Source organism: Aureimonas ureilytica, assembly GCF_001475935.1.
Taxonomy (GTDB): domain Bacteria; phylum Pseudomonadota; class Alphaproteobacteria; order Rhizobiales; family Rhizobiaceae; genus Aureimonas; species Aureimonas ureilytica_A.
In genome coordinates, this window is record NZ_LDQA01000008.1 from 89,933 (window position 1) to 105,991 (window position 16,059).

Consider the following 16,059-nt stretch of genomic DNA (forward strand, 5'->3'; position numbering starts at 1 on the left):
GAGTGCGGTCGGCAGGGGAGACGGGGCGAGGGCCGAAGCCTCGCCCCTGGTCGAATTACTCGTAAACGCAGACGTAGATCTTGCGCACGGTCTCGATCGTGCGCCAGACGCCGACGAAGCCGGGCTTCATGACGAAGCTGTCGCCCGCCTTGTAGGTCTTGGTCTCGCCGCCCGTCTCCTCGATCTCCACATGGCCGGACAGGATGTGGCAGAACTCGAAGGTCGTGCCCTTGATCGAATGGGTCTCGCCCGGGGTGGCTTCCCAGACGCCGGTCTTCACCTTCTCGCCGTTGGAATCGTCCTGCGCCCAGGTCTTGAACTCGGGCGCGCCGGAGATCAGGCGCTCGGGCAACGGCAGCGCGGGCTTGGGCGTGAAGGTCGGGTTGGGATCGATCGTGACGAGAAGCGACATGGTGGTCTCCTAAGGTGCGAAATGGGAAAGGGTGGGCTCAGTAGCCGCGCGCGCGGTCGACAAGGCCGACCATCGGCTCGCCCGCACGGTGGCGGCAAATATTGGCGATCACGGCTTCGGCCGCCGTTTCGGCCTGTGTGACGCTGGCGACATGGGGTGTGAGGATCACTTTGGGATGGCGCCAGAGCGGATGGCTGGGCGGCAGCGGCTCGGGCTCTGTCACGTCCAGAATGGCGGCCGAAAGATGCTCGCTGTCGAGCGCCTCCAGAAGCGCGTCGGCATCGAGCTGCGGCCCGCGCCCGGCATGGATCAGCGCCGCGCCTTCGGGAAGCTGCGCGAACAGCGCGGCATCGAGGATGCCGCGCGTCTCGTCCGTCAGCGGCAGAAGGCAGACGAGAATGTCCGTACGCGCCAGAAACTCCGGCAACTGATTCGCGCCGTGGAAGCATTCCACGCCCTTGATCAGGCGCGGCGAACGGCTCCAGCCGGCGAGGCGAAAGCCGAAGGGCTGGAGGCGCTCCATCGCCGCCTGCGCCAGCATTCCAAGGCCGAGAAAGCCGATGCGCCGCTCGCCCGCCCGCCGGGTCGGCAGGGCGCGCCAGAGCGAGCGCGCCTGCTGGGCGCGATAGCTCGGCCAGTCGCGATGCAGGGTCAGGACGGCCAGCGTCACATATTCCTGCATCATGCGAATGATGCCGTCCTCGACCATGCGCACGACCTGCACATGATCCGGCAATCGGCCCGTGTCGAACTGGTCCACGCCCGCGCCGACCGAAAAGACGACCTCCAGATTGCGAAAGCGCTCCAATCCTTGCGGGATGGTCCAGGTCAGGAGATAGCGCACGTCGTCGGTGCTGGCGGCGGCCGCGTCCTGCTCGAAGCCGATCTCGGGCAGCGCCCGTGCGAAGGCCTCGCGAAAGACCGTGGCGCGCTCGGCCGTGGAATTGCACAGAAACACGGGGGCAGCGCTCATGCCGCCAGCCTGTTGCCCAGCGCCTCGATCAGGGCGAGGCAGGCTTGCAACTCGCCGCGTGTGATGAACTCGTCCGGGCGATGGGCGCGGGCGATGTCGCCGGGGCCGCAGATGATGGCGTCCATCCCCGCATCCTGGAACAGGCCGGCTTCCGTTCCGTAGCTGACGGCGGGCTGCGGCGTCAGCTTGGTGAGATCCGTCATCAGCGCGGCGAGGTCGCTTTCGGGCGAGAGCGCCAGCGCGGGATAGGCCGACAGCTCGTCCCAGCGCGTTTCGAAGCCTTGCGTCTTCAGCGCCTCCAGCGCCGCGCGCACAGGCTCCAGCAGCGCGCGGGGCGATTGGCCGGCGATGGCGCGCAGCTCGATTTCGGCCACGCAATGATCGGGAATGACGTTGAGCGCGCGCCCGCCGGAGATCGTGCCGATCTGCAGCGAGGAATAGGCGGGCTCGAAGCGCGTGTCGAAGGGGCCGGCTTCCAGAGCGCGCGCATGGGCGATGGCGCTGGACAGAACCTCCGCCATGGCGTGGATCGCGTTGCGGCCCTGATCGGGGCGGGAGGAATGGCCCGAGCGCCCGAACACCTCCATGCGCGCAGCCGCCTTGCCCTTGTGCGCCAGAACCGCCTGAAGGCCGCTCGGCTCGCCCACAAGCACGCCGAGCGGCGCCGCGCAGAGCTTCGGCAGTTCCGCGATCATGTGCGGCACGCCGCGGCAGCCCGCTTCCTCGTCATAGGAAAAGGCCAGGTGCACGGGATGCTTGAGATCGCGCCGGGCGAGGCCCGGCAGGGCGGCGAGGGCGCAGGCCAGATAGCCCTTCATATCCGTCGTGCCGCGCCCGTAGAGACGCTCGCCCTCGGCGCGCAGCGTGAACGGATCGGCGGTCCAGCCCGCCTCGCTGGCCGGCACGACATCCGTGTGACCCGAGAGCACATAGCCTCTCGCGTCAGCCGGGCCGATCGTGGCGAAGAGATTGGCGCGGTCGCCCTCGGGGCCCGGCAGGATTTCGACCCGCGCGCCGTGCGAGCGGCAATAATCGGCGATCCAGCCGACGATCGCGGCGTTGGGCGTGCCGACCACGGAAGGGAAGGCGACGAGTTTCGCCAGAATATCCTCGACCATGGCCTGTCTCCGCTGGATGTCAGCTCAAGGTAAAGAAATCGACCCGGCGTTCCTGCCGTAAATCGGGAAGGTTCAGCCGAAAGTTCTGAAAAGGCGCGGGGATGCAGTGCAAACTTCGGTCCCGGCGGGAGCACTTTGGATCGAACGCTGGACTTATAGGGACGGGACCGCCGTCCCGCTCGTGGCGCTGCGCGCTGCCGTCTTCGCCAGCGAAGTCCGATCGGAGGATCGAGAGCTGTGACGATGCCCCAGACGACGCCCCGGACCATCCGGCTCGACGCCTACGAACTGGCCGGTCAGGACATTGCCACGGTCGATGTCGGGCGCCTGCACGAGCTGTCGGTGGGCGTGCGATGGCCGCACCGTCCGGCCGACTGGGATGTCCTGCGCGCGCTCGGCCATGGCATCGTGGCGCTGGACGAGATCGGCCGCGTGTTTAGCTCGGGCATGTGGTTTCCGCATGGCGAGAGCTGCGCGACCATCGGCATGGTGATCACCTCGCCGCGCCTCCAGACGCATGGCGGTGGGCGCTGGATTATGGAGCGCATTCTGGCCGAATGCGGCACGCGCCGGCTCTTGCTCAACTCCACCCGCGCCGCCTATCCGCTCTATGTCTCGCTGGGCTTCGAGCCGCAGGGCACCGTCTATCAGTGCCAGGGCTTCGTACCCGAGGGCTTCGAGGTCGATCCGTCTCTGACGCGCGGTGTCGAGCCGCTGCCGCTCGGCGACATCTACGAGATCGCGGCGCTGGACGCCGCCGCCTTTGGCGCGCCGCGCCCCGAGCTTCTGACGCTCTTTGCGCAGACGGCCGAGGCCTGCGGCATTCGCCGCGACGGGCAACTTGTCGGCTTTGCCATGCGCCGACCCTTCGGGCGCGGGCATGTCATCGGGCCGCTGGTGGCAACGAGCGATGAGGACGCGCGCGCCCTCGTCGCCGAACTCCTGAAAGGGATGGGCGGCGCCTTCGTGCGGCTGGACACACGCCAGCCGGCCGGTCCGCTGCGGGAGTTTCTCTCCAAGGCGGGCCTGGTCCAGTTCGATACGGTGCGAACCCTGACGCATGGCGGCGCGCTGCCGCCCGTCACATCAGGCTCGCCCGGCACCTACGGGCTCGCCGGCCACGCCTTGAGCTGAGCGCGGCTTGCCCAACGCCCACGCCCCCAAGATCCCATTCGATCGAGAAGCCATCCCATCATGAGCCATGCCCTTCACCAGACCGCCAGCGACAAGCCGGACGATGTTGCACTCGTGCCCTTCACCGAGGCGCATCTGCCCGGCGCGCTGAAACTGTCGCAGGATCTGGTCTGGCCCTTTCGCTACGAGGACTGGGCCTTTGCGCTGACGGTCGGCCAGGGCTTCGTTCTGGAACGGGGCGATGAGGTCGTCGGCACCGCCATCCTGTTTCCGTTCGGCGAGACCGGAGCGACGGCCGGGATGATCATCGTCTCCAACGCCGCGCAGGGCCGGGGCTACGGTTCGCGCCTGATGAACACGCTTCTCGAAGCGGCGGGCTCGCGCACCATTCTTCTCAACGCCACGCCCGAAGGGCGCGCGCTCTACGAGCGCCGCGGCTTCGTGCCGGTGGACGAGATCCGCCAGCATCAGGGCCGCCTTCCCGGCCGCCACGACGCCCCGTCCGAAGACCTCGTGCGGCCCATGCGGGCCGAGGATATGGACGCGCTGGTGCGGCTCGACGAGGAGGCCACCGGCTTCCAGCGCGGGCCGCTGCTGCGCCGGCTGGCGGAGGTCGGCGAGGTGTTCGTGCTCTTGCGCGGCGGAGAGCCCGCCGGATACGCGGTCTCGCGCCTGTTCGGGCGCGGCCATGTGATCGGCCCGGTGATTGCCGCCGATGTGGATGACGCGCGGCTTCTGACCACGGCGGCCCTGTCGCGCCTCGAAGGGGCCTTCGTGCGCATGGACACGTCGGTGAAATCGGGTTTGGCACCATGGCTGGCGGAGATCGGCCTGCCGCAGGTGAGCGACGCGCTCGTCATGGTGCGCGGCGAGCTTTCGCCCAGCGGTCCAGCGCGGCTTTTCGCCCTGTCCAACCAATCCATCAACTGAGAGTCGGAGCGCCTTCGCCGCCCGCCTTTTTGCGCGAACCCCGCGCTTTTGCGAGAACACGGAGCCGAGATGAAGCTCACATCCTATTGGCTGGACACGGCCCCGCCCTTCACCGGCGGCGCCCAGGGTCCGATCGAGGGCAGCTACGATGTCGCCGTGATCGGCGGCGGCTTCACGGGCCTGACGGCGGCGCTGACGCTCGCCAAGAAGGGCGCGCGTGTCATCCTGCTTGAAGCCGAGACGATCGGCCATGGCGCGTCGGGTCGAAATGGCGGCATGTGCAACAACGGCTTTGCGCAGGACTACGCCACCATGTCGGAGAAGCTCGGCCGTGAAAAGGCCGATCAACTTTACAAGGCCTTCGATGCGGGCGTCGATACGGTCGAGCGCCTCGTGAGCGAAGAGGGCATCGACTGCCAGTTCGCGCGCGTCGGCAAGCTGAAGCTCGCCGCCAAGCCCGAGCATTACGACAAGCTGGCTCGCGCGCAGGCCCTGCTGGCCGCCCATGTCGATCCCGAAACCCACATGGTGAGCCCCGCCGACCTCGCCTCCGAGGTCGGAACCGAGCGCTATTACGGCGGCCTCGTCTACGGCAAGAGCGCGGCCATGCATATGGGTCGCTATATCAGGGGCCTGGCGGAAGCCGCCGCGCGGCGCGGCGTCGCCATCCATGAGCGCACGCCGATGATGGGTCTGAAGCGCGTGAGCGGCGGCCACGCTGTTGAAACGCCCAAGGGAAAGTTCACGGCCAAACAGGTGCTCCTCGCCAGCGGCATCTCGCAGGTTGGCCCCATCGGCTGGGTACGCCGGCGCGTGGTGCCGGTGGGCGCGTTCCTGATCGCGACCGAGCCGCTGCCGCAGGACCTTCTGCATAAGCTGACGCCGCGCCGCCGCAATGCTGTCGATACCAAGAACCTCGTCAACTATTTCCGCCCGACCCCCGACAACCGGCTGCTCTTCGGCGGGCGCGCGCGCTTTGCCGTGTCGAATCCGGCCTCGGACGAGAAGAGCGGCGCGATCCTGCGCGCGGCGCTGAACGACGTCTTCCCCGAACTCAGCGACACGCGCATCGACTATTGCTGGGGCGGCATGGTGGACATGACGCGCGACCGGCTGCCCCGCGCGGGCGAGCGCGACGGCATCTATTATTCCATGGGCTATAGCGGCCACGGCACGCAGATGTCGACGCTGATGGGCACGATCATGGCCGATGTCATGGACGGGCAGGCCCATCTGAATCCCTGGAAGGACTTCGACTGGCCGGCCATTCCCGGTCATTTCGGCAAGCCCTGGTTCCTGCCGATCGTCGGCGCTTATTATCGCATGAAGGACCGCTTCCAATGATCGACCCCGTTCGCCATCTCAGCGAGGCCGGTCATCTTCTTCGCTTCTATATCGACGGCGCGTGGCGCGAGCCGGAGGGGCGCGAGCGCTTCGCCGTCGTGAACCCGGCGAGCGAAGCGGTGGTGGCCGAGATCGCGATGGGCAACGAGGCGGATGTCGAGCGCGCGACCCTCGCCGCGCGCCGCGCTTTTCGCCCGTGGTCCCGCACGAGTCCGGCCGAGCGCGCCGCGCTTCTCTCGCGCGTTCATGCGCTCGTTCTGGAACGGGCCGAGCTGATCGCGCAGGCGCTTCGCACCGAAATGGGCGCGGCGATCAACTATGCTCGCGCGGCGCAGGTGCCGCTCGCCGCTGAGCATCTCCGGGTGGCCCGGGACAATCTGGAGAGCTTCCCCTTCGTCGCGCCGCGCGGCACGACCGCGATCCTGAGGGAGGCGATCGGCGTCTGCGCGCTGATCACCCCCTGGAACTGGCCGCTCTACCAGATCACGGCCAAGGTCGGCCCGGCGCTCGCCGCCGGCTGCACGGTGGTGTTGAAGCCGAGCGAGCTGTCGCCCTTGAGCGCGCTTCTGTTTGCCGAGATCATGCACGACGCCGGCTGCCCGGCGGGCGTGTTCAACCTCGTCAACGGCAGCGGGCCTGTGGTGGGCGAAGCTATGGCCTCGCACCCGGAGGTCGACATGGTGTCGATCACCGGCTCGACCCGCGCCGGCGTTCTGGTGGCGCAGGCCGCGGCGCCCACCGTCAAGCGCGTGGCGCAGGAACTCGGCGGCAAGTCGCCCAATATCGTGCTGCCCGACGCCGATCTGGAGCGCTGCATTCCGCTCGGCGTCGCCTCCGCCATGCGCAATCTCGGGCAATCCTGCAGCGCGCCGACGCGCATGATCGTGCCGCGCGCGCGGCTGGCCGAGGTCGAAGCGCTGGCGGCCAGGACGGCGGCGGAATTCGTGGTGGGCGATCCCCTGGGCGAGGCGACCACCCATGGCCCGATCGCCAACCGTGCGCAATACGAGCGCATCCAGACCATGATCGAGACCGGCATCGCGGAGGGCGCCAAGCTCGTTATCGGCGGAGCGGGACGGCCCGACGGGATAGATGCCGGCTTGTTCGCGCGCCCGACCATCTTCTCCGAGGTTCGCAGCGACATGGCCATCGCGCGCGAGGAAATCTTCGGGCCGGTTCTCGCCATCCTGCCCTATGACAGCGTGGAGGAGGCGATCGAGATCGCCAACGACACGATCTACGGGCTCGGCGCGCATGTGCACGGCACCGACATGGATCAGGTCCGCGACGTGGCGGGGCAAATCCGTGCCGGTCAGGTTCATCTGAACGCGCCGGCCTGGGACCCGAACGCGCCCTTCGGCGGCTACAAGCGCTCCGGCAACGGCCGCGAGTATGGGCGCGAGGGGATGGAAGAATATCTCGAGACGAAATCCGTGCTCGGATATTATGCCTGAGACGGGCGGGGCGGGCTTCGGTCCGCCTTGGCTCACATGATGAGCTTCGTCCTCCCGCCATGCGCTGCCGGCATGGCTGATCTGCGAGCCTTCGCTATCGCGCCAACGCATTCCTCCCTTTCCAGCTTTGCGCTCCTCGTCATGGCTCGGCTGGGTTAGATAGGGATCAACAGACAACAACGTCGAGCCGGCCGCCAGCCAGACGAGGCCGGGCAGACAAGGACCAGACCGTGACACTCGCTCGCCTCTTCGAAGATCGCCCCCAGTTCCGCCTCACGGCTCGCGAACGGAACGGCTTCATCGCTCGCGAGCTGTCGGAGATCGGCCTTTCGCGCTCCGACCTTCCGTCGAGCAAGCGGCGCACGGCCCGCTAAGACTTTTTCAGTTTCGCCCTGGCCGGTCCTCCCCCGGCCCCGGCGTTCAAGCCGAACGGTTCCTCCCACCTTTCGGCTTACCCCTGACGCCCTTGCCGGTCCTCCCCCGGCAAGGGCGTTTTTCGTTTCGGCGCCACGCGGTTGGGGCGCGAGGTCGAAGCCCAAACGCAAAGAGGCGGGCCGCGAGCGACCCGCCTCGATCCGACCTGGGATCTGCGCTTAGCGCAGGAAGTCCAGCAGATCCTTGTTCAGCCGATCCGGCACGGTGGCGAAAAGCCCGTGCGGCTCGCCCTCGTATTCCACCAGACGCGCGCCCGAAATGGCCTTGGCGGCGGCCCGGCCCGTCGGGTCGATCGGCACCGTGTTGTCGCCCGTGCCGTGGATCACCAGCGTCGGAATGGTGAAGGCCTTGAAATCGGGGCGGAAGTCGGTCTTGCCGAAAGCGTCCACGCAGTCGATCGTCGCCTTGGGGCTGGCCATCACGCCGAGCACGAAGGACCAGTCGAGAACGCCCTGGCTGACGGGATGGGACAGAAGCCCGACGCCGTAGAAGCTCTTGGAAAAGCTGTGGAGGAAGGCGAAGCGATCCTTTCGGATCTGGGCCTTCATGTCCTCGAAGACGCTGGCGTCCACGCCGTCCGGATTGCTCTCATCCTTCAGGAGATAGCCGGCGACCGAGGCGACCAGAACCGCCCTGGAAATGCGCGACGCGCCGTGGCGGCTCAGATAGCGCGCGATTTCGCCTCCGCCCATGGAGAAGCCGACCAGTGAGACATCCTTCAGATCGAGCCCGTCCAGAACGGCGGCAAGATCGTCGGCGAAGACGTCGTAGGTATAGCCGGTGGCGGGATGGCCCGACTGGCCGAAGCCGCGCCGGTCATAGGTGATGACCCGAAAGCCCGCTTCCAAGAGCGCGACGGTCTGATACTCGAACATGTCGCCGGTCAGCGGCCAGCCGTGGATCAGCACGACCGGGCGACCCTGGCCCATGTCCTTCACGTGAAGCTGTGTGCCGTCCTTGGCTTCGATATAGGCCATTTCAGGACCTCCTTAACATCGATGATGCCAGTCCAACACGCATCAACCCCAACCTGTTCCCGGCCAACAAGCACGCCGTTTCGAGCGACCCCGCGCTATCGGTCAGCCGGATGGAGGTTCGGCGCACTTCAACCGTTCAGATTGCGCGGCGAAACGGCGCGCTTGTGATACCCAAGAGGCTTGAGTGTCGCGCCGAGCGGTGGCAGGTGAAAGAGCTTTGCCTTTTCGAGGGCGCGACAGTGCGGTGCCAGAGACTCCATGCGGTTCCAGACGTTCACCACCCAGGGTGTGGCCCTCAAGGAGCGTTACGAGGCGTGGCGCGAGCGGGCTTGGCCGTCCATGGCCAAGATGATGCGGACCGACAAGCCATCAGGCGAGTTCTATTCCCATATCCGGTCCTACCAACTCGGCAGCATGGTTCTGCAAGAGGCACGGATGACGGGCCAGACCTACACGCGGACATCGCAACTGATCCGGTCGGATGGGATGGATGGCATCAGCTTGGGGGTCAGTCTGGCGGGTCGGGTCCACGGCGAGACGGCGGTCGGCTCCTACAAGGCCGGTCCCAACTCTGTTCTGTTCGGCGATCTCAGCGCCCCCTACACGCATAACTCGACCAATGCCCATTACGTCACGCTGGTGTTCAACCGGAAGGACATTCAGCGCCTCGTCCCTCATATCGACGGCCTGCACGGGCTTGTCATGACGGGCAAAGACGCCGCGCCCGTCGTGCGGCAGGTCACCTCGCTTCTCCAGCAGCTTCCCGACGCCAGTGACGAAACCGGCGCCCATCTGGGGGACGGGCTGACGGGCGCTTTCCTATCGCTTCTGAACTCGACGGGCACGGTTTCGCTCAGCGAGGAAGCCCATCTGTCGCGTTTGCGCACCGAGGTCCGCTGGATCATCCAGCAGCGTTTTCGCGAGGCCGATCTCGACGTCGCGCGCATTGCGGCCATGTCGAAGGTCTCCCGCGCCACGCTCTACCGCGCCTTTTCGGATGGCGAGGGCATCTCGGCCTATGTCACGCGCGTACGCCTGCAAATGGCGACCGCTGCCCTCGCCGATTCCGGCGACGTCAGGCTGATCAGCGAAATCGCCCTGTCGGTCGGCTTCGATCAGGTCTGCAATTTCAACCGTGCCTTCCGCCGCATCTACGGCTGCACCCCGCGCGACTGGCGTCATCACAGCCGGACGATCGGCGCTGCCGCCTGACGCATAGAACTCCTCGCTCGATCGTCAGCCGATAGGGGCCGACAGGCGTTTGCCGTCCGCACCGAACAGATGAGGTGCGGCGGCGAAGGCGAGGGGAAGAAGGCTGCCTTCGCGGGCGGCCGCGCGGTCGGGCGTCGCCAGGGTCAGCGCGCGCCCATCGCTCGTGCGAGCATGGATCAGGGTCGAGCCGCCGAGATTTTCGGTGATCTCGACCTTGGCCGTCAGCACCGGCGCGCCGGCGTCGATATGCAAGGCCTCGGGGCGAAGGCCGAGCGTGACGCTCTCTCCGGGCACCAGCGTGCGGACGAAGGGACCGGAGATCGTCTGCGGCTCTGCAAAGGCAGGGGAGGCGATGCGCGCCGCACCGCCTGAGACGGATTCCACCACCCCATCCAGAAAGCTCATGCGCGGATTGCCGATGAAACCGGCGACGAAGAGATTGGCGGGGTTGTCGTAAAGCTCGGTGGGCGAGCCGACCTGCTCGACCTCGCCGTTGCGCAGAACCACGATGCGGTCGGCGAGCGTCATGGCCTCGACCTGATCATGCGTGACATAGATCATGGTCGCGCCGATCTCGCGATGGAGCTTGGCGATCTCGACGCGCATCTGCGTGCGCAGCTCGGCGTCGAGATTGGAAAGTGGCTCATCGAACAGGAAGAGCTTGGGCTTCCTCACGATGGCGCGGCCGATCGCGACGCGCTGGCGCTGGCCGCCCGACAGCTGCTTGGGGCGACGGGCGAGAAGCGGCTCGATCTGCAGAATGCGCGCGGCCTCCATGACGCGCGCCTGGATTTCGGCCTTGGGCACCTTGTTGATCTGCATACCGAACGCGATGTTGTCGTAGACGCTCATATGCGGAAACAGCGCGTAGGACTGGAACACCATGGCGACATGCCGCTCGGCCGGGTCGGCATGGGTCAGGTCTTCGCCGTCGATGAGGATGCGCCCGTCGCTCGTTTCCTCCAGCCCCGAGATCATGCGTAGGAGCGTGGACTTGCCGCAGCCGGACGGGCCGACGAACACCACGAACTCGCCCTTCGCCGCCTCGAAGGACACGCCCTTGATGGTTTCCACCGCGCCGAAGCGCTTGCGGACCTGTTCGATCTTGAGAAAGGACATGGGGTCTATCGCCTCGCTGGCAGGGGCCGCTTTCGTCACCGCCCGGTGGCCCGCTGCGAGGCCGCCGGGTCGCTCATACCGCTGGTGTCAGGCGCGCGCCCATTCGGGCAGCCACTCGCCATGGGCCGATGTCAGCTTGTCCACGAGGCTCCAGATCTGATCGAGGTCGAGTTCTGCGCCGGTGTGCGGGTCCATCATGGCCGCGTGGTAGATGTGCTGACGGTTCTCCGTCATCAGCGCCTTCACCGTCAGCTCCTGCACGTTGATATTGGTGCGCATGAGGGCGGTGAGCTGCACCGGCAATTCGCCGATATAGGTCGGCTGAATACCGTTGGCGTCCACGAGGCAGGGCACTTCGGCGGCGCAATTGTCAGGCAGCGAGGTGATGCAGCCATTGTTGCGCAAGTTTCCGTAGATGACCGAGGGCTCGCCGGTCCAGACCGAGTTCATGATGGAGGAGGCATATTCATGGCTCTCCTTCACCTCGATCGTGTCGGAGCCGGTGAGAGCGGCCGACTCGCCCTTCCAGCGGGCGATCTGCTCGACGCAGCGCTTGGGGTATTCGTCCAGCGGAATCTCGTATTTCCGGATCAGGTCCTCGCGCCCTTCCTTGATGAACCAGGGCGTGTACTCGGCGAAATGCTCGGAGCTTTCGGTGACGAAATAACCCAGCCGCGTGAACATGTCGTAGCGCACCTTGTTCGGGCAGCGCGCGTTCCAGCTGGAGGGCTTCGGGATTCGGCCCGCGCGGTAGCCCTCCAGAAGATCGGGATAGAGATCGCGGAACGAGCCGTCCGGCAGCTTGCGCTCGAACTTCAGATAGAAGGCCATGTGGTTGATGCCGGCGGCGCGATAGCGCAGCTCGGAGACGGGAATGTCGAGATCGCGCGCCAGCTCGGCCGCCGTGTGCTGCACGGAATGGCAAAGCCCGACCTGCCGGATGGCGGGGAATTTCTCCGCGATCGCCCAGGTGTTGATCGCCATCGGGTTGACATATTGCAGAAGGATCGCCTCGGGGCAGACCTCCATCATATCGGTGCAGATGGCCCAGAGATGGGGCACGGTGCGAAGGCCCCGCATGATACCGCCGACGCCCAGCGTGTCGGCGATGGTCTGGCGCAGACCGAACTGTTTGGGGATTTCGAAGTCGGTGACCGTGCAGGGCTCGTAGCCGCCGATCTGGAAGGCGACAACCACGAAGTCGGCCTTCTCCAGCGACTGGCGGCGGTCGCTATGGGTTTCGATCGTGGCGCTCGCGCCGAGCGCCCTCACCAGCTTGCCCGCGACGATCTCGCTCTCGGCCAGGCGTTCGGCGTTCACGTCCATCAGCGCGATGATCGCGTCCTTGAAGGCCGGGCGGTGCAAGACATCGCCGATGATGTTCTTCATGAAGACCGTGGAGCCGGCTCCGATGAACGTGATCTTGGGGCGTCGCATGGCGTGTCCTTGAAATTCTTGGGTCGCGGAGGAGGAAAGGAGAAGGGAGCCGAGCGGGCGCGGGAGCGTGTCCCGCCCGGCTCCGAGCCGGTGGGAGCGCCGGCCCAAAACGGGAGATCAGCCGGCCCGCTTTGTCGCCGGGCCGGAAGGCAACAGGCGCTGGGGCAGCGCCCCGGCTCTGTCCGTCAGAACAGGCCGTTCACCTGCGCATTGGCGTCCTTCAGGACGGTCGCCGGATCGCCGCGGCCAAGCAGCACGTTCTCGACCGCCGCCGTCAGAATGGCGAAGATTTCCGAGCCGTGTTCGGAGATCGGGAAGGGGAAGGTCGTCTGGGGCGTTGCGACCTCCACGAAGGCCGAGACGTCGAGCCCCTTGGCCTTATGCGCGGCCTCGGCCGCCTTGGTGCCTTCGGGGCGCGCGGGGAAGACGACGCCGGCCTCGCCCACGATCGTCTGGCATTCCGAGCCGCCGAGATATTTCACCCATTCCCAGGCTTCGTCCGGGTGCTTGGTGCCGGCATAGATGCTGTCGGCCAAGCCATTGAACATGGACTTGCGCCCGTCCGGCCCCCTGGGCAGAGGCGCGAAGCCGACATCGGTGCCCTTGGCGTCGCGATAGGCGGCGATGTTCCAGGAACCATCGGGCACGATCGCGGCCTTGTTGGCGGCGAAGATGGCGGTGGCGTTCAGTTTGCCGGTCTGCTCCTGGCTGAGGCTGACGCCCTTCTGCAAGGCGAGATCGCGCAACCAGGTGAGCGTCTGGGCGAGCGCCGGGCTGTCATAATTGTAATGGGTGCCCCAGGACTGGTCGATCGGCCGGAAGCCGTCGGAGGCGGCGAGGAAGCTCCACTGGTTCTGGCCGTAGCCGTCCGCTGTGGTCGTGGCCCAGCCATAGGTCGCGACCTTGGACTTGTCGAAGCCCGCCTCGTCGCCACGCTTGCCGGCCTGATCGATCGCCAGATGCGCGATGACCTTCTGGAGCGAGCCACCGTCCTTGGGGTTCCAGTCGAGATTCTGGAGGTCTTCGGGCTTCAGGCCGGCATCGGCCACCATCTTTTTGTTGTAGACGAGGGCGATCGTGTCCCAGTCCTTGGGCAGGCCCCATTGCTGGCCGTCCTTGTTCCAGGTCTCGGCGAGGCCGGCCATATAGGCCTTCATGTCCAGCTTGTCGGCCGCGATGCGATCGGTCAGGTCCATCATGACGCCGTTCGACAGGAACTCGGGAAAGCGGCTGACATGGTTGACGAAGACATCCGGCGCGGTGCCCGACACGAAGCCGGTGGAGAGCGTCGTCCAGTAATTGTTCCAGCTGTCCTGCTGAATATTGATCTTGATGCCGGGATGGGCTGCCTCGAACTTCGCGGCGCATTTTCCGTAGATCGGGGCTTGGTTGGCGTCCCACATGGCGTAGGTCAGGGTGACGTCGGCGGCACGTGCGTTGGGCGCGCCGATCAGGGTCAGCGCGGTGGCGGCGGCGAGTGCGCCGGTCCAGAAGCGGTTCATGCGTGTATCCTCCCCTTTTGACTGCGTGTTCCGCGCCTCGAGCGGCGCGGTTACTTCATGCCGCTCGTCTGGAGCGACTCCACGATCTGGCGTCCGAAGACGACGAGAAGCGCGATGATCGGCAGGATCGAGAGCGCGATGGCGGCCATTAGCCCGCTCCAATCCGGGTTGCCCTGGCCCGTCTGGCTCATGAAATCCGACAGGGCGACGGCCATGACGCGAACGCTGGGATCGCGCCCGACCAGAAAGGGCCAGAAGAACTCGTTCCAGGAATTGACCGAGAGCAGGATCGCGAGCGTCGCGATCGGCCCTTTCTGGATCGGCAGGGCGATGCGCCAGAAGATCTGGAACTGCGAGGCCCCTTCCAGCCGCGCCGCCTCGTCCAGTTCCTTGGGCGCCGACAGGAAGAACTGGCGCAGGAAGAAGACCGCGAAGGGCGTCATCAGGATGGTCGGCGCTGCGAGCCCGGCGAATGTATTCAATAGGCCGAGCTGCTTCACCAGAATGAAATTCGGGATGAAGAGCACCATGCTCGGGATCATGGTCGCGGCCAGAAAGGCGAAGAACAGCGCGTCGCGGCCGGGAAACCTCATCCGCGCGAAGGCATAGCCCGCCATGGCCGAAAAGAAGATCTGCCCCGACACGGTGAGCGCCGTGTAGATCAGGCTGTTGCGCAGCGCGAGCGTGAAGTCGATCGGCGAGGCGCGGAAGGCGGCCAACTCGATATCCGAGGGCAGGCCCATCACGCGCAGGAAGTTGCCGAAGGTGAACCGGCCCGGCAGGAGACTGTCGGCGCTGGTATAGACATCGGCCGGGTTGGTCAGCGCCAGTTTCAGCGCCATCCAGAGCGGCAGCAGAGAGATGAAGACGAAGAGCGCGAGAACGAAATAGCCGAGCGCGGCCTGGGGTGTGAGCTTCCTCATGACCGCCCCCTCAGTCCAGATCCGAGCGGTCGGCGCGCAGAACGCGCATCTGAAGAAGCGTGACGAGGATCAGCACCGCGAAGAGCACGACCGAGATCGCCGAGGCGTAGCCCATCCTGTTGAAGCGGAAGGCGTTCTCGTAGATGTACCAGAGGAGGACGCGGGTCGAATTGGACGGGCCGCCCGCCGTGGTGACGGCCACCACGTCGAAGACCTGAAACGATCCGATGAGGCTCGTCACCAAAACGAAGGCGAGCACGGGCCGCAGCAGCGGCAGGGTGATGCGCCGGAACATGGTCCACTCGCCCGCCCCTTCGAGCTTGGCCGCTTCGTAGAGATGGCGCGGGATCGCCTGAAGCCCGGCATAGAAGAGAAGCGCGGTGAGGCCCGTGTGCCGCCAGGTCGAGATGCCCGCGATCGAGACCATCGCCTGATCGGGCGAGGCGAGAAAGCCCTGCCGTCCGATGCCGACCACATCCAGGAAAGCGTTCACGAGGCCGAGGATCGGGTCCAGCATCAGGAGCCAGATCAGCGCGGCGACGACATTGGAGATGAGATAGGGCGCGATGATCACGGCGCGCAGCCAGACGGCGCGCGCCAGACGATCCGACAGGACGGCCAGAAGCAGCCCGAGCGCGGTCTGGATCGGGATGTTGGTGAGGACATAGGCCAGCGTGACGCCCGCCGAATGCCAGAAATTCGCGTCGCTCATAAGCTTGGCGTAATTGCCGAGGCCGATGAATTTCGGCGCCCGCATCATGTTCCAGTCGGTCAGGCTGATCTGAACGGCGCGGATGGTCGGCAGGAGATAGAACAGAAGAAAGCCCAGAAAGGCGGGAGCGACGAACAGGACGCCCGTCAGGGTTTCCTTGCGTCGACGCCGCGCCCGCGACATGCCTCCCAACGCGTCCACCACGCTCGCCTCCCAGCACAGCCTGACTGTCACACGTGTTAGCTCAACGATACATCAACGCTAACACGTGTTAGCAATGGATAGCTGCGCTGCGGTTTCCTTGTCAAGCCGCTTGAAGACCCTCTATAACTCGGGCGGGGGAAAGCTGCTTGGCGCGCTCCCGTCACACCACCCCG

At 66.1% G+C, this 16,059-nt stretch carries 15 protein-coding genes; 6 read left to right on the plus strand and 9 right to left on the minus strand.

Going from position 1 to position 16,059, the window contains the following annotated elements; all coding sequences use genetic code 11:
• Positions 1-55: 55 nt before the first annotated feature.
• Genes NS365_RS02685 through argE form a run of 3 tightly spaced genes read right to left on the minus strand, consistent with a single transcriptional unit; the run spans position 56 to position 2,503 of the window.
• Positions 56-412: a cupin domain-containing protein gene (locus NS365_RS02685; RefSeq protein ID WP_058598734.1), complete on the minus strand. Its 357-nt coding sequence runs from the start codon at positions 410-412 to the stop codon at positions 56-58.
• Between the two features lie 37 nt (positions 413-449).
• Positions 450-1,385 (minus strand): 2-hydroxyacid dehydrogenase, encoded by a 936-nt coding sequence (locus tag NS365_RS02690; protein ID WP_058598735.1) that lies wholly within the window; start codon positions 1,383-1,385, stop codon positions 450-452.
• Entirely contained in the window at positions 1,382-2,503 is a 1,122-nt protein-coding gene (gene argE / locus NS365_RS02695) for an acetylornithine deacetylase (RefSeq protein ID WP_058598736.1), read from the minus strand. The genes NS365_RS02690 and argE overlap by 4 nt, the downstream gene beginning before the upstream one ends.
• 243 nt (positions 2,504-2,746) lie before the next feature.
• Between argE and NS365_RS02700 the strand changes: the two genes are divergently transcribed.
• From NS365_RS02700 to NS365_RS24000, 5 genes are all read left to right on the plus strand, one after another.
• Positions 2,747-3,637 carry a GNAT family N-acetyltransferase gene (locus NS365_RS02700; protein WP_058598737.1) on the plus strand — a complete coding sequence of 297 codons (891 nt, stop codon included), beginning with the start codon at positions 2,747-2,749 and terminating at the stop codon, positions 3,635-3,637.
• A 60-nt stretch (positions 3,638-3,697) separates the two neighbouring features.
• A complete protein-coding gene (locus NS365_RS02705) occupies positions 3,698-4,567 on the plus strand; it encodes a GNAT family N-acetyltransferase (RefSeq protein ID WP_058598738.1) in 870 nt (289 codons plus the stop codon).
• 69 nt (positions 4,568-4,636) lie between these two features.
• Positions 4,637-5,911: an NAD(P)/FAD-dependent oxidoreductase gene (locus NS365_RS02710; protein ID WP_058598739.1), complete on the plus strand. Its 1,275-nt coding sequence runs from the start codon at positions 4,637-4,639 to the stop codon at positions 5,909-5,911.
• On the plus strand, positions 5,908-7,365 hold the full coding sequence (locus NS365_RS02715) for an aldehyde dehydrogenase family protein (RefSeq protein WP_058598740.1): 1,458 nt from the start codon (positions 5,908-5,910) through the stop codon (positions 7,363-7,365). The genes NS365_RS02710 and NS365_RS02715 overlap by 4 nt, the downstream gene beginning before the upstream one ends.
• A gap of 230 nt (positions 7,366-7,595) precedes the next feature.
• Positions 7,596-7,739, plus strand: a complete 144-nt coding sequence (locus NS365_RS24000) for a DUF1127 domain-containing protein (RefSeq protein WP_153003625.1) — start codon at positions 7,596-7,598, stop codon at positions 7,737-7,739.
• 219 nt (positions 7,740-7,958) lie between these two features.
• Here NS365_RS24000 and NS365_RS02720 read toward each other — a convergent pair whose 3' ends face one another.
• Entirely contained in the window at positions 7,959-8,777 is an 819-nt protein-coding gene (locus NS365_RS02720) for an alpha/beta fold hydrolase (protein ID WP_058598741.1), read from the minus strand.
• Positions 8,778-9,035: 258 nt separating this feature from the next.
• Here NS365_RS02720 and NS365_RS02725 point away from each other — a divergent pair, with 258 nt between their 5' ends.
• Positions 9,036-9,989 (plus strand): AraC family transcriptional regulator, encoded by a 954-nt coding sequence (locus tag NS365_RS02725; protein ID WP_058598742.1) that lies wholly within the window; start codon positions 9,036-9,038, stop codon positions 9,987-9,989.
• Positions 9,990-10,013: 24 nt separating this feature from the next.
• Here NS365_RS02725 and NS365_RS02730 read toward each other — a convergent pair whose 3' ends face one another.
• The 5 genes from NS365_RS02730 to NS365_RS02750 all read right to left on the minus strand — a co-directional run bounded on the left by NS365_RS02730 (position 10,014) and on the right by NS365_RS02750 (position 15,883).
• Positions 10,014-11,108, minus strand: a complete 1,095-nt coding sequence (locus NS365_RS02730) for an ABC transporter ATP-binding protein (protein WP_058598743.1) — start codon at positions 11,106-11,108, stop codon at positions 10,014-10,016.
• 87 nt (positions 11,109-11,195) lie between these two features.
• A complete protein-coding gene (locus NS365_RS02735) occupies positions 11,196-12,545 on the minus strand; it encodes an alpha-glucosidase/alpha-galactosidase (protein ID WP_058598744.1) in 1,350 nt (449 codons plus the stop codon).
• A 185-nt stretch (positions 12,546-12,730) separates the two neighbouring features.
• Positions 12,731-14,047, minus strand: a complete 1,317-nt coding sequence (locus tag NS365_RS02740; RefSeq protein WP_058598745.1) for an ABC transporter substrate-binding protein — start codon at positions 14,045-14,047, stop codon at positions 12,731-12,733.
• 50 nt (positions 14,048-14,097) lie between these two features.
• Entirely contained in the window at positions 14,098-14,970 is an 873-nt protein-coding gene (locus NS365_RS02745; RefSeq protein WP_058598746.1) for a carbohydrate ABC transporter permease, read from the minus strand.
• A gap of 10 nt (positions 14,971-14,980) precedes the next feature.
• Positions 14,981-15,883, minus strand: a complete 903-nt coding sequence (locus NS365_RS02750) for a carbohydrate ABC transporter permease (protein WP_244498336.1) — start codon at positions 15,881-15,883, stop codon at positions 14,981-14,983.
• Positions 15,884-16,059 lie beyond the last annotated feature (176 nt).